This window comes from Streptomyces cavernicola (assembly GCF_029968035.1).
Classification (GTDB): domain Bacteria; phylum Actinomycetota; class Actinomycetes; order Streptomycetales; family Streptomycetaceae; genus Streptomyces; species Streptomyces cavernicola.
The window spans coordinates 18,495-43,102 of record NZ_JASCIQ010000051.1 but is presented as its reverse complement, the minus strand read 5'-3'; the positions used below and the strand labels follow the sequence as shown (position 1 = coordinate 43,102).

Here is a 24,608-nt window from a genome sequence, read left to right as displayed (position 1 = left end):
CCGAAATAGGTTAGGTTAGGCTCACCTTGCTAAGGGAGATCGCGCGTCTTGCCGTGGGAACACCAGTCACGTCACGGACAGCACAGAAAAACCGACGCCAACGCAAAGGGGCATCGATATGACGGAGGTCCGATCAGATCGTGGTCAGCCGCGTCCCAGCGGGCTTGAAACCATCCGGATGCCGTCAGCAGCCGAACGCACACGAACTCTCGTACAGAGTACATGCTCCGGAGTGTTGCTCTCTCCGGGGGTGTCCGGGGCCCTGCCCGAGCACCTGGTCACGGACGAGCGCTCGGTCGGGCCGGACGGCGACGTCTACCTGGTCTTCCCGGCCGACTCCCCCGTCGTGCGGGCGGCGACGCACGCGCAGGACGACGAGCTGCCGGCCGTCCTGGAGATCACGGACGTCGCGCCGGTCTCCGTCCCCCACCGTATCCGGGGCCGGGCCTGGATCTCCGGCTGGCTGACCCGGGTGCCGGGGCTCGCCGAGCCGGGGCGGATGACGTTGCGCCTCGAGGTCGGCGAGGCCTCGGTGGACGACCTGTGGGGCGCGGACGGCGTGGAGCCGGAGGAGTTCGCGCGCGCCGTCGCCGACCCGCTCGCCCCGCACGAGGCGGAGCTGCTGCAGCATCTGCACGCCGCGCACGAGGACCGGGTGCAGCTCCTCACCGCGCTGCTGGGTGGGCGTTCCTCGCTGCCGGAGCGCGCGGTGCCGTTGGCGCTCGACCGCTACGGGCTGCGGGTGCGGTTCGTCGGCGAGCGGGACGGCGCGACGTTCGACGCCCGCTTCGACTTTCCCGAGCCGGTGCGGGACGTGGTCGCTCTTCGGCGCGCGATGCACCGGCTCTTCGAGGCCGCGGCGCACTGAACTCCCATCGGCCTGAGGCTAGTTGGGGCAGGCGGCGAGCATGTCCTGCAGCGCTCGTTTCTAGGGCGCGGTGACCGTGAGGCGCCACTTGGCCTTGTTGCCGGTCCAGCGTCGCGCATACGCACAGTGGTACGCCGCCCCGGCTTCCACTTGTCGGGGGTCTTGCTGCTCTTGTCCGCGTCGGCCTGTTTGTCGACGGCGAGCAGGACGTCGAGGTCGTTGGCGTGGTTCAGGCGCTGGGGCTACTGCGCGTCGGCCGCTGCTGCCTCGGTCTCCTGCTTGGGCTCGGTCTTGGGCTCGGCCTTGGCCTTGGCGGCTGCCTCTTCGGGTTTTGGCTGGTCGGCGCGCGGCTCGGGCTTCTTCGGGGCCGGTCTCTCGGTTCGGGTCTCGCCGCGCAGGCGCTCACGGACCCGGTCGGCCACGTCCGCGTACCGCGCCTCGGCGCCGTACCGCGTCGGTTGGTAGTAGCGCCTGCCGTGGATCGCGTCCGGGGCGTACTGCTGGGCTGCGATGCCGCCCGGGACGTCGTGCGGATACACGTACCCCTGGGCGTGGCCGAGTTTGGCAGCTCCCTTGTAGTGGCCGTCGCGCAGGTGCGGTGGGACGGGTCCTGCCAGGCCCTTGCGTACGTCTTCGAGGGCGGCGCCGATCGCGGTCGTCGCGGCGTTGGACTTCGGGGCGAGGGCCAGGGCGATGGTGGCGTGGCTCAGGGTGAGCGCGGCCTCCGGGAAGCCGATCATGGCGACGGCCTGGGCGGCGGCGACGGCGGTGGGCAGGGCCGTCGGGTCGGCGAGGCCGATGTCCTCGGACGCGGAGATCATCAGGCGCCGGGCGATGAATCTGGGGTCCTCGCCCGCCTCGATCATGCGGGCCAGATAGTGCAGCGCCGCGTCGACGTCGGAGCCGCGGATGGACTTGATCAGGGCGCTGGCGACGTCGTAGTGCTGGTCGCCGTCCCGGTCGTACTTGACGGCCGCGCGGTCGACCGACTCCTCCAGGGTCTGCAGCGTGATCTCCTGCTCGCCCTTGGACAGGGCCGAGCCGGCGCCGGCCTCCAGGGCGGTCAGTGCGCGCCGGGCGTCGCCGCCGGCGATCCGCAGGAGGTGCCCCTCGGCGTCGGCGGGCAGCGCGACCGAGCCGCCGAGCCCCCGCTCCTCCGCTATGGCGCGGTGCAGCAGCGCGCGCAGGTCGTCGTCCGTGAGCGGTTCGAGGGTGAGGAGGAGGGAGCGGGACAGGAGCGGGGAGATCACCGAGAAGTACGGGTTCTCCGTCGTCGCGGCGATGAGCGTGACCCAGCGGTTCTCGACGGCGGGCAGCAGGGAGTCCTGCTGAGCCTTGCTGAAGCGGTGGATCTCGTCGAGGAAAAGGACGGTCTCCTTGCCGTGGCCGCCCATCGCGCGGCGGGCGCCGTCGATGACCGTGCGGACCTCCTTGACGCCGGCGGTGATCGCGGAGAGCTCCACGAAGCGCTTGTTCGTCGCCTTGGACACCACGTACGCGAGGGTCGTCTTGCCCGTGCCGGGAGGTCCCCAGAGGATCACCGACGAGGGGCCCGCCGGGCCGCCGCCGCCCTCGCCGACGAGTCTGCGCAGCGGCGATCCCGGCTTCAACAGGTGCTGCTGCCCCACGACTTCGTCGAGCGTGCGCGGGCGCATGCGCACGGCCAGGGGGCTGCTCGCCGGGTCCTTCTCCTGGCGTTCTTCGGCTGCGGCGGTAAAGAGGTCTGGCTCCACGTCCACGACCCTATGCCACCCCACTGACAACGCTCCCCGCGCTGCCCTGAGCCGAGGAAGAGCCCAGGTCGGCGGGGACGGGGGTCAGCTGGTCCAGAAGTCCCACCAGCGGGTCAGGATCAGCATGCCGATGATGCCGACGTGCAGCACCGGGAGGACCCAGGTGAACTCGTCGAAGAACCCGCGCAGCGCGCCCGGCGCCGGCAGCATCCCCTGCCGCACGTTGTGCGCGGTGACGTACCAGAACATGACGATCGTGGCGACCCACGCGAGGCAGCACCACAGGCAGAGGGCGTTGATGTTGTACAGCGACTGGTACATCAGCCATGTGCAGAAGCCGACGCCGAACAGCATTCCGGCGTTCAGGGTCAGCCAGTACCAGCGCGGGAAGCGGGCACGGGCGAGGAGGCTCATGCCGACGCACACCACGATCCCGTAGGTGACCAGGCCGAGCATCGGGTTCGGGAAGCCGAAGGCCGCCGCCTGCTCGCTCTCCATGATCGAGCCGCAGGACACCACGGGGTTGAGGCTGCAGCCGGGCGTGAAGTTCGGGTCCTCGAGGAGCTTGAACTTGTCGAGGGTGATCACCCACGCCGCGAGCAGTCCGGCCGCGCCCGTGATCACAAGGAGCAGCGCCAACGCACGACTGCCGCCGACGGAGCGGGGCGCGTCCGCCTGCTCCCGACCGTCCGGGCCGCCGCCGTCCTTCGCAGACATCGTTTCGCTCATCACGCCGTTTCCGTCGCTCGTGGTGGGGGGTTACAGGGCCGGTGAGCCGCAGGGGCCCACAGGCACGCACATTGTGCCGCACAAGCCTGTGCGTCCACCGTTCGATGCGCATAAGGATGCGGATACGGAGAGGGACAGGGAGGCGGATGCTGAAGCGGGCACGGATGTGAACTCGCCGTCTCCGCCAAGGCCGTTGAGCCCTACCGGTCGGGCAGCAGCCTGTGGGCCGGTTCCTCCTCACGCCGGATCCGCACGGCCCCTCGGGCGTACTCGTGGCAGAACTCCACCGGTTCCTCGAAGGTCACCGCCGGGACCGCCTCCGCACCGGGCATGGGCACGACCGGACCGATGCGATACGAGCGCCGCGTGAGGTCGTCCACCGGCTCGGGCGGCTCCGCGGACGCGAACGTCACCGGGCCGGCCCCTGGCCCAGGAGTCCCCTCCACCCTCCATCGCGCACGCAGCTCCACGATCCCCAGCGCCGGGCATCTCCACTCGAAGCGTGTGACGCACATCCCGCCCACGTTGAACCACGTGCTCCAGCCCCACCCGTCACCGAGGAAGCCGAGCTCGGAGGCCTCCATGACGCCGTACGAGAGCGGAAGGCTGCTCCAGTGCCCCACCAGCAATTCGTCGAGATCCATCCGTAGATCATCGGGCACAGGAAACCGCCCCGAACACGCGAGGGCCCCGGGTGCACTGAACCGCACCCGGGGCCCCAACTGCCCGCGAACTAGCCGAGCTTGCTCTTGAGGAGCTCGACGAGTGCGTCGACGGCCACCGCTTCCTGCTCGCCGGACTCCATGTCCTTGAGCTGGGCGACGCCCTCGGCGAGGTCGCGTTCGCCGGCCACGATCGCGTACCGCGCGCCGCTGCGGTTGGCGTTCTTCATCGCGCCCTTGAGGCCCTTGCCGCCGTACGAGAAATCGGCCGCGACGCCCGCCTTGCGGAGCTCGGTGACGACGCCGAAGAGCACCCGGCGGGCCTCCTCGCCGAGCGGGACCGCGAACACGCTGGTGGCGGCGGGGAGTTCGAGCTCCACGCCCTCCGCCTCCAGGGCGAGCACCGTGCGGTCCACGCCGAGGGCCCAGCCGACGGACGGCAGCGAGGGGCCACCGATCATCTCGGACAGGCCGTCGTACCGACCGCCGCCGCCCACCGCGGACTGCGAGCCGAGGCCGTCGTGGACGAACTCGAAGGTCGTGCGCGTGTAGTAGTCCAGGCCTCGGACCAGCTTCTCGTCGTCCTCGAAGGCGACGCCCGCCGCCGTGACGAGGGCGCGCACCTCCTCGTGGTACGTCTTGCAGGCGTCGCACAGGTAGTCGCGCAGGACCGGCGCGCCGACCAGCTGCTTCTGCACGTCGACCCGCTTGTCGTCGAGGACACGCAGCGGGTTGATCTCCGCGCGGCGCAGCGTCTCCTCGTCGAGGTCGAGGCCGCGCAAGAAGTCCTGCAGGGCCGCGCGGTAGACGGGACGGCACTCCTTGTCGCCCAGGGAGTTGAGCAGGATGCGGAAGTTGCGCAGCCCGAGCGCGCGGTACGCCTGGTCGGCCAGGATGATCAACTCGGCGTCCAGGGCCGGGTCCTCGGCGCCGATCGCCTCGGCGCCGACCTGGGAGAAGTGCCTGTAGCGGCCCTTCTGCGGCTTCTCGTAGCGGTAGTACGAGCCCGAGTACCAGAGCTTGACCGGGAGGTTGCCCGCCTTGTGCAGGTTGGCCTCCAGGGCGGCGCGCAGCACGGACGCGGTGCCCTCGGGGCGCAGCGCGAGCTTGTCGCCGCCCTTGGTCTCGAAGGCGTACATCTCCTTGGTGACGATGTCGGTGGACTCGCCGACGCCGCGCGAGAACAGCTCGACGTTCTCGAAGCCGGGCGTCTCGATGTACCCGTACCCGGAGTTCTTCAGCGGCGCGGAGATCGCCTCACGCACCGCGAGGTACTTCGCGGAATCGGGCGGAAGCAGGTCGTACGTGCCCTTGGGGGCCTGAAAAGTGCTCACGGAAACTCTCGTCACATTCCTCGTCGCGGAGCCTGCTGGTGCTGGGCTCCCTGGCCTGCGGCCACCTGGCGCAGATACGGATTGGTGGCGCGCTCCTGGCCGATGGTCGTCTGGGGACCGTGCCCGGACAGGACCACGGTCGAGTCGTCGAGCGGCAGGCACACACGGCCCAGCGACTCGAGCATGTCGTCCATGTCACCGCCGGGCAGGTCGGTGCGTCCGATGGAGCCGGCGAAGAGCAGATCGCCCGAGAAGAACACGGACGGGATGTCCGCGGCCTCGGGCATCTGGAACGTCACCGACCCCTTCGTATGCCCCGGTGCGTGCGCGACGGAGAAGTCGAGCCCGGCCAGCTGCAGTCGGGCGCCGTCGCCCAACTCGCGCACGTCGTCCGGCTCCCCCACGGTCAGCTCGCCCATCAGCGGCATGCCGATGGAGCGGCCGATGCCCTTCTCGGGGTCGCTCATCATGTACCGGTCCTCGGGGTGGATCCAGGCGGGAACGTCGTGCGCTCCGCAGACCGGGACGACCGAGGCGACATGGTCGATGTGGCCATGCGTGAGGACGACCGCGACGGGCTTGAGCCGATGCTTCTTGAGTGCTTCCTCGACGCCTTCGGCGGCCTGGTGGCCGGGGTCGATGATCACGCACTCCTCGCCTGCGGCCGGGGCGACCAAGTAGCAGTTGGTCCCCCAGGCCCCGGCGGGGAACCCGGCAATCAGCACGTTCGTCCTTAAAGGTGGTCCGACGGGAAGTGCGGCGGTTCACCTGCCGAGGCGGCGGCGACACCAGATCGCAATACACGCAGCCTACCGGCGCGGCTCGGCGCACAGCTAACCCATATACGGTACGGGGCAAGCTCAGGCGGTCAGGACCGTGCACAAGACGTACAAGGAGAAGACCCGGTGGTCACCAGCGATCAGCGGCGGCGTCAGCTCGCCCGGGAGAAGTTCGCCCGCCAGCAGGAGCGGCGGGAGTCGGCACGCCGCAAGGCGAAGCGACGTAACGCGATCATCGCCGCGTCCCTCGTGGTGGTGCTCGCGGCGAGCGGCGGAGCGGTGGCCGCGGGCGCCTTCACCGGCGACGACAAGAAGGACACGGACGCTGCGGCCAAGCCGTCCGCCACCCCGAAGATCGACGACCCGTGTGAGAAGCCGGCGCCCGGCAAGGTCGAGAAGATGAGCTTCAAGGAGGAGCCGAAGCTCGCCATCGACCAGTCCGCCGACTACACCATGAGTCTGGCCACGACCTGCGGTGACATCGACATCGACCTGAAGGCCTCGGCCGCGCCGCACACGGTCAACTCGTTCGACTTCCTGGTGAACAAGGGCTACTTGAACCACACCAAGTGCCACCGCCTCACCAACCAGGGCATCTACGTCCTGCAGTGCGGCGACCCGACGGGCACCGGAACCGGCACCCCCGGTTACACGCTCCCGGACGAGAACCTGAAGGACAAGAGCCTGAAGGACAACGTCTACCCGTCGGGCACGGTCGCGATGGCGAACCAGTACAACCCGCAGGACGGCAAGGGCCGGGACACCGGCGGCAGCCAGTTCTTCCTCGTCTACCAGGACAGCCAACTGCCGCCCGACTACACGCCCTTCGGCACGGTCTCCGAGGCCGGCATGAAGGTCCTGAAGAAGATCGCGAAAGCGGGCGCCGCGCAGCCCGACCCGACCTCCGGCAACACGGCTCCGAACGCCACTGTGGTCATCGACAAGGCGACCGTCAGGAAGTCTTGACCAGCAGGGCAAGTTCGGTGGTGCTGGATGCGGACAGCCGCCCTGCCCGTCGCCTATGTTGGCGTTGTGCAGGGCGCCGTGTGCGGCTGCCCTGAAGAAACTGTGGACGATGCCCCGGGCGAACCCCGCGCAGGCATCATGTGGAGGAGGCGCTGTGAGCAGCGACCCGTGGGGCCGCGTCGACGAGGCGGGGACCGTGTACGTGCGTACGGCCGACGGAGGCGAGCGAGTCGTCGGTTCGTGGCAGGCAGGCTCGCCCGACGAAGCCCTTGCCTACTTCAAGCGCAAGTACGACGGCCTGGTCGTGGAGATCGGCCTTCTCGAGCGCCGGGTGCAGACCACCGACCTGTCGGCCAAGGACGCGACGACCGCCATCGAGCACCTGCGCGAGCAGATCACCGACGCGCACGCGGTGGGTGACCTGGAAGCCCTCGGCAAGCGGCTGGACAAGCTGGTGGCGAGCGTCGAGGCCAGGCGCGAGGAGCGCAAGGTCGAGAAGGCGAAGCAGGCGGACGAGGCCAAGCACGCCAAGGAGGCGCTGGTCGCCGAGGCGGAGGAGCTGGCCCAGAGCGAGCAGTGGCGGGCCGCGGGCGAGCGGCTGCGCGCGCTCGTGGACACCTGGAAGGGCCTGCCGCGTCTGGACCGCAAGTCGGACGACGAACTCTGGCACCGCTTCTCGCACGCGCGCTCCGCGTTCTCCAAGCGCCGCAAGGCCCACTTCGCGGCGCTCGACGCGCAGCGCGAGGAGGCCCGCAAGGCCAAGGAGCGGCTCGTCTCGGAGGCCGAGGCGCTGTCGAACTCCAAGGACTGGGGTCCGACGGCCGCGCGCTACCGCGAGCTGATGGCCGAGTGGAAGGCCGTGGGCCGCGCCCAGCGCGAGCACGAGGACGACCTGTGGAACCGCTTCCGCGGCGCCCAGGACGTGTTCTTCACGGCCCGCAGCGAGGTCTTCGCCGAGCGCGACGCCGAGCAGGCCGAGAACCTGAAGCTCAAGGAGGCGCTCGCCGACGAGGCCGAGCAGCTCCTGCCGATCACCGACCTGAAGGCGGCCCGCGCCGCGTTCCGGGGGATCAACGAGCGCTGGGAGGCCATCGGCCACGTCCCGCGTGACGCCCGCCCGAAGGTCGAGGGCCGGATGCACGCCGTGGAGCGCGCCCTGCAGGACTCCGAGGAAGCGGAGTGGCGGCGTACGAACCCGGAGGCACGCGCGCGTGCCGAGGGGCTCACCGGTCAGCTGCAGGCCGCGGTCGACAAGCTCAATGGCCAGGTCGAGACGGCCCGCGCGCAGGGCAACAACGCCCGCGCCGACAAGCTCCAGAAGGAGCTCGACGGCCGCCAGGCGCTGCTCGACCAGGCGCTGAAGGGCCTGCACGAGTTCGGCGGCTGACGCCTTTCTCGTACGTACGTAAAGGGGCTCCCGTACTTCGCGTACGGGAGCCCCTTTCGTATGCCTGCGTGGGGTTACGGTCTGCGGGCCGACGTCACGCGGTACACGTCGTAGACGCCCTCCACTCCTCTGACCGCCTTGAGGACGTGGCCCAGGTGCTTGGGGTCGCCCATCTCGAAGGTGAAGCGGGAGGTGGCGACGCGGTCGCGGGAGGTCTGGACGGCCGCCGACAGGATGTTGACGTGCTGGTCGGACAGGACGCGGGTGACGTCCGACAGGAGCCGGGAGCGGTCCAGGGCCTCGACCTGGATGGCGACGAGGAAGACCGAGGACTGGGTGGGCGCCCACTCGACCTCGAGGATCCGCTCGGGCTGCTGCGAAAGGGAGTCGACGTTGACGCAGTCCGCGCGGTGCACGGAGACGCCGCTGCCGCGGGTGACGAAGCCGATGATGGGGTCGCCCGGCACCGGGGTGCAGCAGCGAGCGAGCTTGACCCACACGTCCTCGACGCCCTTGACCATGACGCCCGGGTCGGCGTTCGAGCGGCGCTTGCTGCGGCCGCGGACCGGGGTGGCGGTCTCGGCGATGTCCTCGCCGGCCTCCTCCGCGCCGCCGAGTGCCTGCACCAGCTTCTGCACGACGCTCTGCGCGGTGACATGGCCTTCGCCGATCGCCGCGTACAGCGAGGAGATGTCCGGGTAGCGCATCTCGTGCGCGAGCGTCACCAGGGAGTCGCCGGTGAGGATGCGCTGGATGGGCAGGTTCTGCTTGCGCATCGCGCGGGCGATGGCGTCCTTACCCTGCTCTATGGCCTCGTCGCGGCGCTCCTTGGAGAACCAGGCGCGGATCTTGTTGCGCGCCCGCGGCGACTTGACGAAGCCGAGCCAGTCACGGGACGGTCCCGCGCCGGCCGCCTTGGAGGTGAAGACCTCCACCAAGTCCCCGTTGTCCAGGGTGGATTCGAGGGGGACGAGCCGGCCGTTGACCCGGGCTCCTATGGTGCGGTGGCCCACCTCGGTGTGCACCGCGTACGCGAAGTCCACCGGGGTCGCGCCCGCCGGGAGCGCTATGACGTCGCCCTTCGGCGTGAAGACGAAGACCTCGTTGCGCGAGAGGTCGAAGCGCAGGGACTCCAGGAACTCGCCGGGGTCCTCGGTCTCCTTCTGCCAGTCGAGGAGCTGGCGCAGCCACGCCATGTCGTTGAGGTGGTCGTCCTTGCCGCCGCCCTTGGGGGCGTCCGAGCGCACCTTGGAGGCGCCGGCGACGGCCTCCTGCTTGTACTTCCAGTGCGCCGCGATGCCGTACTCGGCGCGGCGGTGCATGTCGAACGTGCGGATCTGCAGCTCGACGGGCTTGCCGTTGGGGCCGATCACCGTGGTGTGCAGCGACTGGTACATGTTGAACTTGGGCATCGCGATGTAGTCCTTGAACCGCCCCGGAACCGGGTTCCAGCGGGCGTGGACGGTGCCCAGGGCCGCGTAGCAGTCGCGGACCGTGTCTACGAGGACCCGAATACCCACCAGGTCGTAGATCTCCGCGAAGTCACGGCCGCGGACGATCATCTTCTGGTAGACGCTGTAGTAGTGCTTCGGGCGGCCGGTGACGGTGGCCTTGATGCGGGCGGCGCGCAGATCGGCCTGGACCTCGTCGGTCACTATGGCCAGGTACTCGTCGCGCTTGGGGGCCCGCTCGGCGACGAGGCGGACGATCTCGTCGTACATCTTGGGGTAGAGGATCGCGAAGGCGAGGTCCTCCAGCTCCCACTTGATGGTGTTCATGCCCAGTCGGTGCGCCAACGGGGCGTAGATCTCCAGGGTTTCGCGGGCCTTCTTCTCCTGCTTCTCCCGCTTCAGGTACCGCATCGTGCGCATGTTGTGCAGGCGGTCGGCGAGCTTGATGACCAGGACGCGCGGGTCCTTGGCCATGGCGACGACCATCTTGCGGACCGTCTCGGCCTGCGCGGCCTCGCCGAACTTGACCTTGTCCAGCTTGGTGACGCCGTCGACGAGCAGCGCGACCTGGTCGCCGAAGTCCCGGCGCAGGGTGTCCAGGCCGTACTCGGTGTCCTCGACCGTGTCGTGCAGCAGGCCCGCCATCAGCGTCGCCGGGTCCATGCCGAGCTCGGCGAGGATGGTCGTCACGGCGAGCGGATGCGTGATGTACGGGTCGCCGCTCTTGCGCTTCTGACCGCGGTGCCAGCGCTCGGCGACCTGGTAGGCCCGCTCGATCTGGCGCAGCGTCGCCGTCTCGATCTTCGGGTCGTTGCTCCGCACTATCCGGAGGAGCGGTTCGAGCACCGGGTTGTACGGGTTCGAGCGCTGGACTCCGAGGCGGGCGAGGCGGGCCCGCACGCGGTTGGAGGAGGCGGAGCGGGACGGGTTGGCCGCGGCCGGGCGCATCGCGGGGGCCTGGTTCGCGGGGCCCTTCGCTGCGGGCGGGGCAGGCTGGGCGGGGGCCGCAGGCGGTGCGGGCTTCGGCGCGGGGCGGGGTTTTTCGGCCACGTGGTCGCTCTCCGCCTTGGGTGCCTGCTTCTTCTCGCTCTCGGCGGGCGTGGCAGCGGGCGCCGCGGCCGATTCGGCCGGCTGGTCGGGCTCGGGCTGCGCGGCGGCGAGTGGCTGACGGGCCTCGTCTGGCAAGAGTGCTCCTCATGCAGGGTCCGGCCCCCCGATCAGGTCCGGACTGCCATGGTATCGATCCTTGCGCTCGGGCTCGTGCCCACTGTGGATAACCCCTGCGCGGGGTGATCTCCCTGTGGGCGTGCGAAGGGCGGGCGCCCGGACTGTGCCGGGTGCCCGCCCTTGGCTCGATCGTGCCCGTCGGACGGCGATCGGACGGTGGTCCGCGGTGCTCAGACGGTGAGCAGCGCCTCCAGCGGTGCGCCCAGGAGCGCGGGCTCAAGGCGTGCCCGGCCGCCGAGGAAGCCGAGCTCCATCAGTACGGCGAGGCCCGCGACCTCGGCGCCCGCGCGGCGGATGAGCTGCAGCGAGGCCTCGGCGGTGCCGCCGGTCGCGAGGACGTCGTCGATCACCAGGACGCGGTCGCCCGCGGCCAGGTCCTCGGCGTGTACTTCGATCTCGGCGTTGCCGTACTCCAGCTCGTACGACTGGGCCAGGGTCGCTCCGGGGAGCTTGCCCGCCTTGCGTACGGGGATGAAGCCGACGCCGGCGCGGACCGCGACCGGCGCCGCGAGGATGAAGCCGCGTGCCTCCAGGCCGACGATCTTCGTCGCACCGTGCTCGACGCACAGGTCGGCGAGGGCGCCGGTGAGCGCCGTGAACGCCGTCGGGTCGGCGAGCAGTGGGGTGATGTCCTTGAACATCACGCCGGCCTTCGGGTAGTCCGGGACGTCCCGGATCCGGCTGAGCAGCAGTTCCTTGACGTCGGTCATCGGCGCTTCCCCGAGGGTCGGCCGCGGCCGCGGTTGCGCGCCTGCGGCTGGGTACGGCGCTGGCCGACGACGCCCGATGCGGCACCCGCCGCGGCGGCGTCCACCGGTCCCAGGTCGCCCGCCTCGTCGCCCTCGTCCGCGGACTCCGACTCGCTCTTCGCGGCGGCCTGCGCGCGCTTGGCGAGCACCCGCTTCTTGAGCGTCTTCATCTGCGGCTCGCGCTCCTTGAGGTCGGCGACGAGCGGCGTGGCGATGAAGATCGAGGAGTACGCGCCGGCGGCGAGGCCGACGAACAGGGACAGCGAGATGTCGTTCAGCATGCCGGCGCCGAGGACGCCGCCACCGATGAACAGCAGGCCCGCCACCGGCAGGAGCGCGACCACCGTGGTGTTGATGGAGCGCACCAGGGTGCTGTTGATGGAGAGGTTGGCGACCTCGCTGTAGGTCTGCTTCGTCTGCTTCGTGATGCCCTTCGACTGCTCCTTCAGGGAGTCGAAGACCACGACCGTGTCGTACAGCGAGTAACCGAGGATGGTCAGCAGACCGATCACCGTGCCCGGGGTGACCTCGAAGCCGACCAGTGCGTACACACCGACGGTGATCGTGATGTCGTGGATCAGGGCGACGAGGGCGGCGACGGCCATGCGCCACTCGAAGGCGATCGCCAGGTAGATCACGCACAGGATCATGAAGATGCCGAGACCCATCCAGGCCTTGTTGGCGATCTGCGCACCCCAACTGGGGCCGACCAGTTCGGCGTTGATGTCGTTCGCCGGGACCTTCAGGTCCGTGGCGAGCTCCGCCTTGATCTGGTCGGACTTGGCGGTGTCGACGCCGCTGACCTGGATCCGGACGCCGCCGTTGCCCAGCTTCTGGACGATGGCCTGGTGGCCGGAGGCCTCTTCGGCGACGTCCTGGGCCTGCGCGACGGAGGCCTCGGTCTTGGGCGTGGTGAAGACCGCGCCGCCCTTGAACTCGATGCCCAGGTTCAGCCCCTGCACCGCCAGGGCCACGATGGCCGTGATGGTGATGAGGATCGAGACGCCGTACCAGACCTTCCGCTTGGCGATGAAGTCGTATCCGACTTCGCCGCGGTAGAGCCGGGCGCCGAGGTTGCCGAGCTTCGACATCTCACGCCTCCTTCGGGTCGACGGAGCCGGGCACGCGACGGGTGCGCGAGCGGCGCAGCGGGGGTTTGGCGCCGAGGCGCTTCGGGTCGAGTCCGGACCACGGGTGGCCGTTCGCGAAGAACTTGCGGCGGGCGATCAGCGTCATCAGCGGCTTGGTGAAGAGGAACACCACGACGACGTCGAGGAGCGTGGTCAGGCCGAGCGTGAACGCGAAGCCCTGCACCTTGCCGACGGTCACGATGAACAGCACCGCCGCGGCCAGGAACGACACGAAGTCGGAGACCAGGATGGTGCGCCGGGCGCGCGGCCAGGCCCGCTCGACGGCGGGGCGGAGGCTGCGGCCCTCACGGACCTCGTCCCGGACCCGCTCGAAGTACACGATGAACGAGTCGGCGGTGATGCCGATGGCGACGATCGCACCGCAGACCGCCGGCAGGTTCAGCGCGAACCCGATGGCCGGCCCGAGCAGCGACATCAGCGTGTACGTGAGGATGCCGGAGGCGAGGAGGCTGAGCAGGGCGATCAGGGACAGGCCGCGGTAGTAGACCACGAGGTAGACGACGACCAGGGCGAGGCCGATGGCGCCGGCGATCAGGCCGGCCTGCAGCTGCTCACCGCCGAGGGCGGCGGTCACCGAGGTGACGCTCTGCTCCTGGAAGGTCAGCGGGAGCGCACCGTACGACAGGATGTTCGCCAGCTCCGTCGCGGACTCCTGGTTGAAGCTGCCGGAGATCTCGGCGCTCTTGCTCAGGGTCTCGCTGACGCTGGGGGCGGAGACGACCTCGCCGTCGAGCACGATGCCGAACTGATTCTGCGGCGACTGCTGCGTCTTCAGCTGGGTCGTGATCTTCGAGAACTTGTCGGCGCCCTTGCTGTTGAACTTCATCGTGACGATCCACTGGCCGCGGTCGTTGATGACCGCCTGGGCGTCGTCGACGTCCTTGCCGTCGACCTCCGCCGGACCGAGGATGTACTTCTCCCACTGGCCGATGGCGTTCTTGCCGCAACCGACCATCGGGTCACTGGACTTGACGCCTTGCGCCGCCTTGACCCGCTGGTCCTTCTTGGTGCAGTCGAGCGCCATGAACTGCGCCTGCAGCTTCTTCGCGGCGGCGGCGTCGTCCGCGTCCGGCTTGGGCGTCTCGGTGGCGGAGGGCTTCTCGTCGCCCTTGCCCTTCTCGCCCGCGGAGGGGGTCGGGTCGGCCTTCAGGCCGTCGGTGACCGCACGGCCCTGCGTGGTCGGGCTCGCGGTGGGCGTGGCGTGCTCGTCGCCGCTGCCGGCCTTCGGCTTGTCCTTGCCGGACGCCGAGGGGTCAGGGGTCTTGCTGGCTGAGGGGTCGGGCGTGGGCTTGCCCGCGCTCATCGTCAGGACCGGGCGGAAGTAGAGCTGAGCGGTCGTGCCGACCTGCTCGCGGGCCTGCTTCTCGTTGGTCCCCTTGGGGATGTTGACGATGATGTTGCGATCGCCCTGGGTCTGGACCTCCGCCTCGGAGACGCCCAGGCCGTTGACACGGCGCTCGATGATGCCGACCGCGGTGTCCATATTGGTCTTGTTGATCGCGTTCGGCTTGCCGGGCTCGTTCTTGGCCTCGAGCGTGATGCTCGTACCGCCGGCGAGGTCGATGCCCAGGCGCGGAGTGGTGTGGCCGGAGAAGAACATCCCTCCGGTCAGCGCCACCATGGCGATCAGGATGAACGCCAGGGCCCTGCCCGGCTTGCCCTGGCCGCTCGGCCTCCGGCCCTTCTTAGGTGCTGCCACCTTGTCGTTTCTCCCTGTCCAACCGCCCGGAACCCGAACACGCGCCGTGGGCGGCCATGAAGTGGTGGGGGGTGAAACCGGACGAAGCCAGCACGTCCGAAGGACCGCGGGGCGCTCGGGGCACTCCGCGGTCCTCGGTCGTGACTACTTCGCGTCGGCCTCGCCGTCGGTCTTCTTCGGCGCGTCCTCGTCCGACTTCGGAGCGTCCTCGTCGGCCTTCGGGGTGTCCGCGTCGGCGTCGGCGTCCTTCTTCGGGGCGTCCTCGTCCGCGTCGGCGTCCTTCTTGCCGAGGTCCACAGGCGACTCGTCGGCGGCGGGCTCGTCACCCTCGGTCAGCGAGGAGGCGTCGTCCGGCACGACCGGGGTGTCCGACTTCAGGTCCTGCTCGGCGCCGTGGACGATGCGGTTGTACTCCTCGTCGTCGAGGACGGCGCCGATCGCGTTCTTCGCATAGATCGCGTGGACTCCGGGCGCCACCTCGAGCGTGGCGGTGTCCTCGGTGACCTCCTTGACGACGGCGTACATGCCGCCGATCGTGCGGACGCCGGTGCCGGGCTGCATCTCATTGCGCATCGTCGCCGCCGCCTGCTGCTTCTTCTTGGCGGAGCGCGTCATCAGGAACATGGCCCCGATGAGCACGATGAACGGGAGGAAGGTCACGATATCCACGGGACGTAATTTTCCTTCGCGCGACCGCGCGTTGAGCGGCCTGTGTATTGGGGGTGGGCACGCCGCCCGGGAGGGCGGCATCGGCGGAGTCTAAGCGAGCCCGCGCCTAAGGAACAACGCTCAGCATGGCACTGGGGTTCCTGGGCCTGCGAGCGCCCGCACCGTCAGCTGCTGAACAGGTCCCCTTGCCCCGTTCCTCCCGTTCCGCCGCCCTGCGGGGGCGTGAGTCCGAGGTGGGCCCAGGCCGCCGGGGTGGCGACGCGGCCTCTGGGCGTACGGGCGAGGAGTCCCTCTCTTACGAGGAAGGGCTCGGCGACCTCTTCCACGGTCTCACGTTCCTCCCCCACCGCGACGGACAGGGTGGACAGGCCCACGGGGCCGCCGCCGAAGAGCTTGAGCAGGGCTTGGAGGACCGCGCGGTCGAGGCGGTCGAGGCCCCGGCCGTCCACCTCGTACACCTTGAGGGCGGCGGCGGCGATCTCTCGGGTGACGGTGCCGTCCGCCTTGACCTGGGCGTAGTCCCGCACGCGGCGCAGCAGGCGGTTGGCGATCCGGGGCGTGCCACGGGAGCGGCCGGCGATCTCGCCCGCGCCGTCGGCCTCGATCGTCACGTCGAGCAGCTCGGCGGAGCGGCTGATGACGCGCTCCAGCTCGCTCGGGCCGTAGAACTCCATGTGCGCGGTGAAGCCGAAGCGGTCGCGCAGGGGCGGCGGCAGGAGTCCGGCGCGCGTGGTGGCGCCGACCAGGGTGAAGGGCGGGAGTTCGAGCGGGATGGCGGTGGCGCCGGGGCCCTTGCCGACGATGACGTCGACCCGGAAGTCCTCCATCGCCATGTAAAGCATCTCTTCGGCGGGGCGTGACATCCGGTGGATCTCGTCGAGGAAGAGGACCTCGCCCTCCTGCAGTGAGGACAGGATCGCGGCCAGGTCGCCCGCGTGCTGGATCGCGGGGCCGCTGGTGATGCGGATGGGGGCTTCCATCTCGGCCGCGATGATCATGGAGAGCGTGGTCTTGCCGAGGCCGGGGGCGCCCGAGAGCAGGACGTGGTCGGCCGTGGCGCCGCGCTGGCGGGCGGCCTTGAGGACGAGGTCGAGCTGCTCGCGCACCCGCTCCTGGCCGACGAACTCGGCCAGGGACTTGGGGCGCAGGGCCGCCTCGACGGCCTGGTCCTCGCCGTCCGCGGCGGCCCCGACGAGGCGGCCGTCGGCGGCGGTGTCGGTCGGTGTGGGGTCCCAGTTCACGGTGGCGGCCTCGGGGTTGTGGGTGCGGTGGTCTGCGATACGGGTCGGGTGAGCGCCGGCGGCTTCCGGCGGACCCGGGCCGTGCCGGTCAGCGGACGCGGTCAGCGGGCCCGGTTGAGGGTCTGCAGCGCGGCCTTCAGGAGCTGGCCGACCTGCGGCGTTCCCTCGGCGGCCTCGGCCTGGGGGGCCACGGCGGCGACCGCTTCGTCGGCCTCGCGCGTGGCGTACCCGAGGCCGATCAGGGCCGCGTGCAGCTGGTCGCGCCAGCCGGCGGTGACGGCCGTGCCGATGGCGGGGCCGCCGGTGCCGAGGGGTTCGCCGAGGCGGTCCTTCAGTTCGAGGAGCAGCTTCTGGGCGCCCTTCTTACCGATGCCGGGGACGGCCGTGAGCGCCTTCTCGTCGCCGCCGGCGACGGCGATGCGCAGGGCGTCCGGGCTGTGCACGGCGAGCATGGCCTGGGCCAGGCGCGGTCCGACGCCGCTCGCGGTCTGCAGCAGCTCGAAGGTCTGGCGCTCGTCGTCGTCGGCGAAGCCGTAGAGCGTGAGGGAGTCCTCGCGCACCACCAACGACGTGGCCAGCTTGGCCTGTTGGCCCACGCGCAGGCCGGACAGGGTGTTCGGGGTGCACTGGACGGCCATGCCGATGCCGCCGACCTCGACCACCGCGGCGTCGGGGGCGAGTGCGGCCACGGGTCCGCTGACGAAGGCGATCATGGCGTGCGGCCTTTCGATGCGTGCAGGGCTGCCTGTTGCTGAACTGCCTGCTGGAGTCGGTTCTTGGCGGGGGCGCGCCAGATGTGGCAGATGGCGAGGGCCAGGGCGTCCGCGGCGTCGGCGGGCTTGGGCGGGGCGGCAAGCCGCAGCAGCCTCGTGACCATGGCGCCGACCTGGGCCTTGTCCGCCCGACCGCTGCCGGTGACCGCGGCCTTGACCTCGCTCGGCGTGTGCAGGGCGACGGGGATGCCGCGGCGCGAGGCGCACAGCATGGCGACGGCGCTGGCCTGGGCGGTGCCCATGACCGTACGCACGTTGTGCTGGCTGAACACCCGCTCCACTGCGACGCATTCGGGCCGGTGCTCGTCGAGCCACTGCTCGATCCCCTGCTCGATGGCGACGAGTCTGTGGCCCAACTCGGCGTCGGCGGGCGTGCGGACGACGCCGACGCCTCGCATCGTCAGGGGGCGTCCTGCGACGCCCTCGACGACCCCCACACCGCAGCGGGTCAGACCTGGGTCCACACCGAGCACACGCACGCCGCCCCTCCTTCGCTCATCTGTTTGTGCAGGCTATCGGCTGCCACTGACAACCGGTGCCAAGGCGAAGGGCCGACGGGGCGTGTGTCCCGTCGGCCCTTGCCGTGCAGCGGAGTTCGCCGTGCGACGCGCAGTGCGCGCGCTCAGGCGTCGACCTTCTCCATGACCTCGTCCGAGACGTCGAAGTTGGCGAAGACGTTCTGGACGTCGTCGCTGTCCTCGAGGGCGTCGATGAGCTTGAACATCTTCCGCGCGCCCTCCTCGTCCAGCTCGATCTGCATGGTGGGCAGGAAGTTGGCCTCGGCCGAGTCGTAGTCGATGCCCGCGTCGACCAGGGCGGTGCGGACCGCGACCAGGTCGGTGGCCTCGCTGACGACCTCGAACTTCTCACCGAGGTCGTTGACTTCCTCGGCGCCCGCGTCCAGGACCGCGCCGAGGACGTCGTCCTCGCCCAGCTCGCCCTTGTTGACGATGACGACGCCCTTGCGGTTGAAGAGGTACGACACCGAGCCCGGGTCGGCCATCGAGCCGCCGTTGCGGGTCATCGCGACGCGGACGTCGGACGCCGCGCGGTTGCGGTTGTCGGTGAGGCACTCGATGTAGACGGCCACGCCGTTGGGGCCGTAGCCCTCGTACATGATCGTCTCGTAGTCGGCGCCGCCTGCTTCGAGGCCGCCGCCGCGCTTGACGGCCGAGTCGATGTTCTTGTTCGGAACCGACTGCTTCTTGGCCTTCTGAATGGCGTCGTAGAGGGTCGGGTTGCCCTCGATGTCGACGCCGCCCATTCGCGCTGCGACCTCGATGTTCTTGATCAGCTTCGCGAAGAGCTTGCCGCGCTTGGCATCGATCACGGCTTTCTTGTGCTTCGTCGTGGCCCATTTAGAGTGGCCGGACATCTGCCTGTCTCCTTCGCGTAACCAATCTCTGTACGAACGACAGAGATCCTACCGGGACCCTGCCGTGTGCTTCTCCCGCACCATCTCCACGAACAGCTCGTGGACCCGGTGGTCACCGGTGAGCTCCGGGTGGAAGGAGGTCGCGAGGGCGCTGCCCTGGCGCACGGCGACGATGTGGCCGTCGTGTTCGGCGAGCACCTCGGCGGCCGCGCCGACCGACTCGACCCAGGGGGCGCGGATGAAGACGCCCTCCACGCCGCCGACCCCGGCCACCTCGACGGTCGCCTCGAACGACTCGTTCTGCCGCCCGAAAGCGTTACGGCGCACGATCATGTCGATGCCGCCGAACGTCTCCTGGCCGGAGCGCGGGTCGAGGATCTTGTCGGCGAGCATGATCAGCCCGGCGCAGCTGCCGTAGACCGGCAGGCCGTTCCTGATGTGCTCGCGCAGCGGCTCCGCGAGGCCGAAGAGTTCGGCCAGCTTGGAGATCGTGGTGGATTCGCCGCCGGGGATGACGAGTCCGTCGACCTCGGCCAGCTCCTCGGGGCGCCGCACCGGCCTGGCCACGGCGTCTGCCGCGGCCAGGGCGATGAGGTGCTCCCGTACGTCGCCCTGGAGGGCCAGGACGCCGATCACAGGGGTGTTCATGGGTGTTACCAGCCGCGCTTCGCGTAGCGCTCGGTCTCGGGGAGCTCGTCGCAGTTGATGCCGACCATGGCCTCGCCCAGGTTGCGGGAGGCGTCGGCGATGATCTTTGGGTCGTCGTAGAAGGTGGTGGCCTTCACGATGGCGGCGGCGCGCTTGGCCGGGTCGCCGGACTTGAAGATGCCGGAGCCGACGAAGACGCCCTCGGCGCCGAGCTGGCGCATCAGGGCGGCGTCGGCCGGGGTGGCGACGCCACCGGCGGAGAACAGCACGACCGGCAGCTTGCCGAGCTCGGCGACCTCCTTGACCAGCTCGTACGGGGCGCGCAGCTCCTTGGCGGCGGCGTACAGCTCGTTGTTGTCGTAGCCGCGCAGGCGGGCGATCTCGTTCTTGATCTGGCGCATGTGGCGGACGGCCTCGACGACGTTGCCGGTGCCGGCCTCGCCCTTCGAGCGGATCATGGCCGCGCCCTCGGCGATGCGGCGCAGGGCCTCGCCCAGGTTGGTGGCGCCGCAGACGAAGGGGGTGGTGAAGGCGAACTTGTCGCTGTGGTTGACCTCGTCGGCCGGGGTCAGGACCTCGGACTCGTCGATGTAGTCCACGCCGAGCGACTGCAGGACCTGAGCCTCGACGAAGTGGCCGATGCGGGACTTGGCCATGACCGGGATGGAGACGGCCTCGATGATGCCCTCGATCATGTCCGGGTCGGACATCCGGGCCACGCCGCCGTCCTTGCGGATGTCGGCGGGCACCCGCTCCAGGGCCATGACGGCGACGGCGCCGGCGTCCTCGGCGATCTTCGCCTGCTCCGGGGTGACCACGTCCATGATCACGCCGCCCTTGAGCTGCTCGGCCATGCCGCGCTTCACGCGCGCGGTGCCGGTCGCAGGGGTGTCGGTGGCCTGCTGGGTGCTGGTGGTGGGCGTGCTGGACACGGGTGACCTCACTGGAGTGAAGGGGAATCTTGCTCCTCAGAGCCAACCGTCCACTTCAGGCCGCAACAAGGGCCAATGGTGAGGCGGTGGCTCATTTTTCCCCGGACGGCCACAGAACCGCAGGACGAGGTGGACTACAACCTGAAGGCGAGGCGTCTTGCGACGGGAGTACGAGGCGTCTACGAGGTGGGGCGGTCCGCGAGGGCCGTAGGCGGTTCGTCGTCCATCTCGAAGGCCATCGGGAACGGTGCGTGCCCGGCGAGCCGGAACCACCTGACCTTGCGGTGCCTGCGCAGGGCACGGGCCGCGCGTACGGCGTCGTTGTGGAAGCGGCGGGCCATGGGCACCCTGCGGACGGCCTGGGCGAGTTCGTTCGCCGCCTCCTCGCCGCCGGGGGCCTCGCGCACGACGTCCATCTGCCCGGGGTCCGCGAAGATCGCCCGCAGGGCCTGGCTGAGCTCGCTCTCGGCGACCTCGCGCTGTTCCTCCTCCGCCTGCCGGGCCGCGTGCGCCGCTTCGTACAGCACGATCGAGGCCGCTGGATCGAGGACCCCCGAGGTGGCGAGTTCCTGGGCGACCGACGCTCGGCGCAGCAGTTGCGCGTCGAGGGCGGCGCGGGCGGCGTCGATGCGCGCGTGCAGCCGGTCGAGGCGGCCGGCCGTCCAGCTCAGGTAGAGGCCGATCGCGAAGAGGGCTACCGCGATCCAGATCAAAGTGGAGGTCACGGGCGGAAAGGCTACCCGTGCGCGGCTGTGGCGGACTTCGTGACGGCCGCCCGCACGGCTGACGGGGCGCCGCCTCTTCGCCGGGCAGACAGCGGAAGACACAACTCCGGCCGCCGCCAGGGCAGTTGGCCACTGTGCGGGTGTCGTGCCCCTCGTCGAGCGAGGCGACGCACGTCATGGGCGCATCGTCGTACCGTCGCCGAACGGGAGTTGGGCCACGAACCGCAGGGCTCCCTCGCACTCCGCGCACAGCGGCCGGCCGAACTCGGCGGGCACGAGCGGCAGTCCGCCGATGGGGCGGCGGGGCGGAGTCGGAGGCGGTCCGGCCGCCGTGGATCAGCTGCATGCCTGAAGGCTAGGACGCGCCACTGACAACGCCGGTCCGGCGGCCCGAAGTCAGTCCCTGGCCAGCCCGAACCGGGCCCGCAGCCCCGTGCGTTCGTCGGCGGCGACCGATGCCGCGCCGTCCGTCACCGTCTCGTACACCGCGAGGATGTCGGCGCCGACCGTCGACCAGTCGAAGCGGCGGACGTGGGCGCTGCCGCGCTCGCGCAGCCCGTCCCGGCGTGCGGGGTCGCCGAGGAGGCGCAGGGCGGCGTCCGCGAGCGCGTCGGCGTCCTCGTTGGCGAACAGCTCGCCCGCCGCGCCCTGGTCGAGGACCTGGGCGAAGGCGTCGAGGTCGGAGGCGAGCACGGGCGCGCCCGCGGAGAGCGCCTCTACGAGGATGATCCCGAAGCTCTCGCCGCCCGTGTTGGGCGCCACGTACACGTCGACGCTGCGCAGCAGGCGGGCCTTGTCCTCGTCGCTGACCATGCCGAGGAACTCCACGCGCGAGCGCATGTCGAGCGGCAGGGTCGCGACGGCCTCCTCCTCGTCACCGCGGCCTGCGACGAGCAGACGGGTCTGCGGGCGCTCCTGCAGAATCCGGGGCAGCGCCTTCATCAGGACCGGCAGACCCTTGCGCGGCTCGTCGATGCGCCCGATGAACCCGATGGTGTCGCCCTGCCACTCGGGCTTCGGCTCGGCCTTGGCGAAGAAGTCGACGTCGACGCCGTTGGGGATCGTGACCGCGTCGCCGCCGAGGTGCTCGACCAGGGTCCGGCGCGCGTACTCGCTGACCGCGATCCGCGCGCTGATCTTCTCCAGTGCGGGCTGCAGGATCGGGTACGCCGCGATCATCGCGCGTGAGCGCGGGTTCGAGGTGTGGAACGTCGCGACGATCGGCCCCTGCGCTGCCCAGCAGGTGAGCAGGCCGAGCGAGGGCGAGGCCGGTTCGTGGATGTGGATGACGTCGAAGGTGCCGTCGTGCAGCCAGCGCCGCACCCGCGCGGCGGACAGGAATCCGAAGTTCAGCCGCGCCACGGAGCCGTTGTACGGCACCGGAACAGCACGCCCCGCGGAGACCACGTACGGCGGAAGCGGAGTGTCGTCGTCGGCGGGTGCGAGGACGGATACCTCGTGGCCCCACCGGATGAGGTGCTCGGCGAGGTCGCGGATGTGGAACTGGACGCCGCCCGGCACGTCCCAGGAGTACGGACAGACGATGCCGATCTTCACTCGGTCACCTCGGCCGTGGAGGCCGTCGAGGCCGTGGACCCGTCGGGCGCCTTGGCGGGGTCCAGGTCGGCGAGCCACAGCCGTTGCAGCATGTGCCAGTCCTCCGGGTGGTCGGCGATACCGGTGGCGAAGGCGTCGGCCAGCGCCTGTGTCATGACAGACGTCTTCTCGTCCCGTGTGCCTGTCTCCGGTACGTCGACGGGCGGGTGGACCCGGCCCTTCATGACGGCGCTCTCGTCGTACCAGAGAGTGACGGGCAGGAGCAGCGCGCCGGTCTGCTGGGCGAGGATCGCGGGGCCTGCCGGCATGCGCGTGGTCTCGCCGAAGAACTTGACCTCGACGCCGGATGCGGACAGGTCCCGGTCGGCGACGAGGCAGACCAGGCCGCCCGCGCGGAGCCTGCGGGCCAGGGTGCCGAAGGCGGAGCCGCCGGTGTGCGGCAGGACCTCCATGCCGAGGCTGCCCCGGTAGGCCACGAACCGGTCGTACAGGGACTCCGGCTTGAGCCGCTCCTGGACGGTGGTGAACGGGGTCTCCAGCTTGGTGGTGACCCAGGCGCCCGCGAGGTCCCAGTTGGCAAGGTGGGGCAGGGCGAGGATGACGCCCTTGTCGGAGGCCAGGCCGTCCGTCAGGTAGTGCACGTCCTTCGGCGTGAAGCCGTTCTTTATGCGGTCCTCGCTCCAGGCGGGCAGCCGGAAGGACTCCATCCAGTAGCGCATGTACGAGCGCATGCCCGCCTTGGACAGGGCGGCGAGGTGTTCCTGACTCGCATCCGGCACCACGCGCGCGTAGTTGGCCTCCAGGCGCTGGACGCCCTTGCCGCGGCGCTTCCACGCGATGTCTGCGATGGTGCGCCCGAGGCGGACGGCGACGGGCTCGGGGAGCTTCTTCACCGCGGACCAGCCGAGCCCGTACAGGGCGTCGGTGAGTCTCTCCTGTGCGTTGCTCATGACGTGGCCTCGCTCCCCCGTGCCGGGCTGCCGCTCGGCTCTACGTCTTCTGTGGCGGTTTTCGTCCCACTGGTGCCAGTCTCGCCTGTGCCTGTTTTCGGCTCCGCGTCGGTCGCGTCGGGCGCCCCGTCCGCGGGCTCCGCCGCCGCATCCGCCTCGGCGGACTCCCGGCGTACGGTCACGACGCGCTGGCCGAGGGTCACGGCGCTGCCGACGGCGACGATCCACAGGGCGATCGGCAGCAGCACGTCGATGCCGGGCACCCCGAAGGCGTGCAGTCCGGCCAGACCTGCCGCGACCAGGGAGATGACAAGCCGCTCGGCCCGCTCGATCAGGCCGTTCACCGCGACGGGCAGGCCGATCGACTCACCGCGCGCCTTCGTGTACGAGACGACCTGCCCGCTGGCCAGGCAGAAGATGGACACCGCGCACATCATGTCGCTGTCGCCCCGGCCCGCGTACCAGAGCGCGAAGCCGCCGAAGATCGCGCCGTCCGCGACCCGGTCGAGCGTGGAGTCGAGGAAGGCGCCCCAGCGGCTGGAGATGCCCGCCTGCCGGGCCATGTTCCCGTCGACCAGGTCGGAGAACACGAACAGCGTGATGACGATCGTGCCCCAGAAGAACTCGCCCCGGGGGAAGAAGACCAGTGCACCCGCCACGACACCTGCCGTGCCGATCAGCGTGACCGCGTCCGGGCTGACTCCCCGGCGGAGCAGAAACGCGGCGAACGGTGTGAGGACACGCGTGAAAAACGCACGCGCGTACTTGTTCAGCATGGCCTTGAAGCCTTCCCAAGGGGAGTGGCGGGCCGCGCGACCCCTGCGGCCACCGGCCGCCCCATCGTAGCCACGGACCCTGTCGCTCCACCTCGTGAGCCCCTCGGGTCCCCCGCGCGTCTCCCGTGCCGCCGCGATCTCGTACGACGTATGGACGCACCGTGAAGCGAGTGGAAAGCTCGAAGGACACCGCGGGCGTCGTCGGAGCCGCCGGCACATGCGGTCCC

The 24,608-nt window shown here is 70.2% G+C and carries 23 protein-coding genes; 3 read left to right on the top strand and 20 right to left on the bottom strand.

Features of this window, described 5'->3' with window-relative positions; genetic code table 11:
* Positions 1-178 precede the first annotated feature (178 nt).
* Entirely contained in the window at positions 179-868 is a 690-nt protein-coding gene (locus tag QIS96_RS33655) for a DUF2470 domain-containing protein (RefSeq protein ID WP_282546644.1), read from the top strand.
* A gap of 242 nt (positions 869-1,110) precedes the next feature.
* Here QIS96_RS33655 and QIS96_RS33650 read toward each other — a convergent pair whose 3' ends face one another.
* The 5 genes from QIS96_RS33650 to QIS96_RS33630 all read right to left on the bottom strand — a co-directional run bounded on the left by QIS96_RS33650 (position 1,111) and on the right by QIS96_RS33630 (position 6,051).
* Positions 1,111-2,601 (bottom strand): replication-associated recombination protein A, encoded by a 1,491-nt coding sequence (locus QIS96_RS33650; RefSeq protein ID WP_282546626.1) that lies wholly within the window; start codon positions 2,599-2,601, stop codon positions 1,111-1,113.
* Between the two features lie 84 nt (positions 2,602-2,685).
* Complete coding sequence (locus tag QIS96_RS33645) at positions 2,686-3,318, bottom strand: vitamin K epoxide reductase family protein (RefSeq protein ID WP_408907300.1); 633 nt, start codon at positions 3,316-3,318, stop codon at positions 2,686-2,688.
* A gap of 212 nt (positions 3,319-3,530) precedes the next feature.
* Complete coding sequence (locus QIS96_RS33640; protein WP_282546624.1) at positions 3,531-3,974, bottom strand: hypothetical protein; 444 nt, start codon at positions 3,972-3,974, stop codon at positions 3,531-3,533.
* An 89-nt stretch (positions 3,975-4,063) separates the two neighbouring features.
* On the bottom strand, positions 4,064-5,326 hold the full coding sequence (hisS, locus tag QIS96_RS33635; RefSeq protein ID WP_282546623.1) for a histidine--tRNA ligase: 1,263 nt from the start codon (positions 5,324-5,326) through the stop codon (positions 4,064-4,066).
* Between the two features lie 11 nt (positions 5,327-5,337).
* Positions 5,338-6,051 (bottom strand): MBL fold metallo-hydrolase, encoded by a 714-nt coding sequence (locus QIS96_RS33630; RefSeq protein ID WP_282546622.1) that lies wholly within the window; start codon positions 6,049-6,051, stop codon positions 5,338-5,340.
* Between the two features lie 180 nt (positions 6,052-6,231).
* Between QIS96_RS33630 and QIS96_RS33625 the strand changes: the two genes are divergently transcribed.
* Together QIS96_RS33625 and QIS96_RS33620 are read left to right on the top strand one after the other, a co-directional pair.
* Complete coding sequence (locus tag QIS96_RS33625) at positions 6,232-7,071, top strand: peptidylprolyl isomerase (RefSeq protein WP_282546621.1); 840 nt, start codon at positions 6,232-6,234, stop codon at positions 7,069-7,071.
* Positions 7,072-7,225: 154 nt separating this feature from the next.
* Complete coding sequence (locus tag QIS96_RS33620) at positions 7,226-8,458, top strand: DUF349 domain-containing protein (RefSeq protein WP_282546620.1); 1,233 nt, start codon at positions 7,226-7,228, stop codon at positions 8,456-8,458.
* 74 nt (positions 8,459-8,532) lie between these two features.
* Here QIS96_RS33620 and QIS96_RS33615 read toward each other — a convergent pair whose 3' ends face one another.
* The 15 genes from QIS96_RS33615 to pgsA form a co-directional block, all read right to left on the bottom strand.
* Positions 8,533-11,094 (bottom strand): RelA/SpoT family protein, encoded by a 2,562-nt coding sequence (locus tag QIS96_RS33615; protein ID WP_282546619.1) that lies wholly within the window; start codon positions 11,092-11,094, stop codon positions 8,533-8,535.
* Between the two features lie 212 nt (positions 11,095-11,306).
* A complete protein-coding gene (locus QIS96_RS33610; RefSeq protein ID WP_282546618.1) occupies positions 11,307-11,846 on the bottom strand; it encodes an adenine phosphoribosyltransferase in 540 nt (179 codons plus the stop codon).
* Positions 11,843-12,976 (bottom strand): protein translocase subunit SecF, encoded by a 1,134-nt coding sequence (secF, locus tag QIS96_RS33605; RefSeq protein ID WP_282546617.1) that lies wholly within the window; start codon positions 12,974-12,976, stop codon positions 11,843-11,845. The genes QIS96_RS33610 and secF overlap by 4 nt, the downstream gene beginning before the upstream one ends.
* Before the next feature lies 1 nt (position 12,977).
* The gene (secD, locus tag QIS96_RS33600; protein WP_282546616.1) at positions 12,978-14,735 is read right to left on the bottom strand and encodes a protein translocase subunit SecD; all 1,758 of its coding nucleotides are present in this window, start codon (positions 14,733-14,735) and stop codon (positions 12,978-12,980) included.
* Between the two features lie 144 nt (positions 14,736-14,879).
* Complete coding sequence (yajC, locus tag QIS96_RS33595) at positions 14,880-15,404, bottom strand: preprotein translocase subunit YajC (protein WP_282546615.1); 525 nt, start codon at positions 15,402-15,404, stop codon at positions 14,880-14,882.
* Positions 15,405-15,568: 164 nt separating this feature from the next.
* Positions 15,569-16,645: a Holliday junction branch migration DNA helicase RuvB gene (ruvB, locus tag QIS96_RS33590; RefSeq protein ID WP_282546614.1), complete on the bottom strand. Its 1,077-nt coding sequence runs from the start codon at positions 16,643-16,645 to the stop codon at positions 15,569-15,571.
* Positions 16,646-16,746: 101 nt separating this feature from the next.
* A complete protein-coding gene (gene ruvA, locus QIS96_RS33585; protein ID WP_282546613.1) occupies positions 16,747-17,358 on the bottom strand; it encodes a Holliday junction branch migration protein RuvA in 612 nt (203 codons plus the stop codon).
* Positions 17,355-17,897: a crossover junction endodeoxyribonuclease RuvC gene (ruvC, locus tag QIS96_RS33580; protein ID WP_282546612.1), complete on the bottom strand. Its 543-nt coding sequence runs from the start codon at positions 17,895-17,897 to the stop codon at positions 17,355-17,357. Before ruvC ends, ruvA begins: the two co-directional genes overlap by 4 nt.
* 143 nt (positions 17,898-18,040) lie before the next feature.
* The gene (locus QIS96_RS33575; RefSeq protein WP_282546611.1) at positions 18,041-18,793 is read right to left on the bottom strand and encodes a YebC/PmpR family DNA-binding transcriptional regulator; all 753 of its coding nucleotides are present in this window, start codon (positions 18,791-18,793) and stop codon (positions 18,041-18,043) included.
* Between the two features lie 48 nt (positions 18,794-18,841).
* Positions 18,842-19,441 (bottom strand): pyridoxal 5'-phosphate synthase glutaminase subunit PdxT, encoded by a 600-nt coding sequence (gene pdxT, locus QIS96_RS33570; RefSeq protein ID WP_282546610.1) that lies wholly within the window; start codon positions 19,439-19,441, stop codon positions 18,842-18,844.
* Between the two features lie 5 nt (positions 19,442-19,446).
* Entirely contained in the window at positions 19,447-20,373 is a 927-nt protein-coding gene (pdxS, locus tag QIS96_RS33565) for a pyridoxal 5'-phosphate synthase lyase subunit PdxS (RefSeq protein ID WP_282546609.1), read from the bottom strand.
* A gap of 179 nt (positions 20,374-20,552) precedes the next feature.
* Positions 20,553-21,098, bottom strand: a complete 546-nt coding sequence (locus QIS96_RS33560) for a LemA family protein (RefSeq protein ID WP_282546608.1) — start codon at positions 21,096-21,098, stop codon at positions 20,553-20,555.
* Between the two features lie 396 nt (positions 21,099-21,494).
* On the bottom strand, positions 21,495-22,655 hold the full coding sequence (locus QIS96_RS33555) for a glycosyltransferase family 4 protein (RefSeq protein WP_282546607.1): 1,161 nt from the start codon (positions 22,653-22,655) through the stop codon (positions 21,495-21,497).
* Positions 22,652-23,605: a phosphatidylinositol mannoside acyltransferase gene (locus QIS96_RS33550; protein WP_282546606.1), complete on the bottom strand. Its 954-nt coding sequence runs from the start codon at positions 23,603-23,605 to the stop codon at positions 22,652-22,654. Before QIS96_RS33550 ends, QIS96_RS33555 begins: the two co-directional genes overlap by 4 nt.
* Entirely contained in the window at positions 23,602-24,381 is a 780-nt protein-coding gene (gene pgsA / locus QIS96_RS33545) for a phosphatidylinositol phosphate synthase (RefSeq protein ID WP_282546605.1), read from the bottom strand. Before pgsA ends, QIS96_RS33550 begins: the two co-directional genes overlap by 4 nt.
* Positions 24,382-24,608 lie beyond the last annotated feature (227 nt).

Coding starts and splice junctions, on each gene's coding strand:
- QIS96_RS33655 (WP_282546644.1), top strand. CDS start 179: ATGCCGTCAGCAGCCGAACGCACACGAACTCTCGTACAGAGTACATGC.
- QIS96_RS33645 (WP_408907300.1), bottom strand. CDS start 3,318: ATGTCTGCGAAGGACGGCGGCGGCCCGGACGGTCGGGAGCAGGCGGAC.
- QIS96_RS33640 (WP_282546624.1), bottom strand. CDS start 3,974: ATGGATCTCGACGAATTGCTGGTGGGGCACTGGAGCAGCCTTCCGCTC.
- QIS96_RS33610 (WP_282546618.1), bottom strand. CDS start 11,846: ATGACCGACGTCAAGGAACTGCTGCTCAGCCGGATCCGGGACGTCCCG.
- secF (WP_282546617.1), bottom strand. CDS start 12,976: ATGTCGAAGCTCGGCAACCTCGGCGCCCGGCTCTACCGCGGCGAAGTC.
- ruvA (WP_282546613.1), bottom strand. CDS start 17,358: ATGATCGCCTTCGTCAGCGGACCCGTGGCCGCACTCGCCCCCGACGCC.
- QIS96_RS33575 (WP_282546611.1), bottom strand. CDS start 18,793: ATGTCCGGCCACTCTAAATGGGCCACGACGAAGCACAAGAAAGCCGTG.
- pdxT (WP_282546610.1), bottom strand. CDS start 19,441: ATGAACACCCCTGTGATCGGCGTCCTGGCCCTCCAGGGCGACGTACGG.
- QIS96_RS33550 (WP_282546606.1), bottom strand. CDS start 23,605: ATGAGCAACGCACAGGAGAGACTCACCGACGCCCTGTACGGGCTCGGC.
- pgsA (WP_282546605.1), bottom strand. CDS start 24,381: ATGCTGAACAAGTACGCGCGTGCGTTTTTCACGCGTGTCCTCACACCG.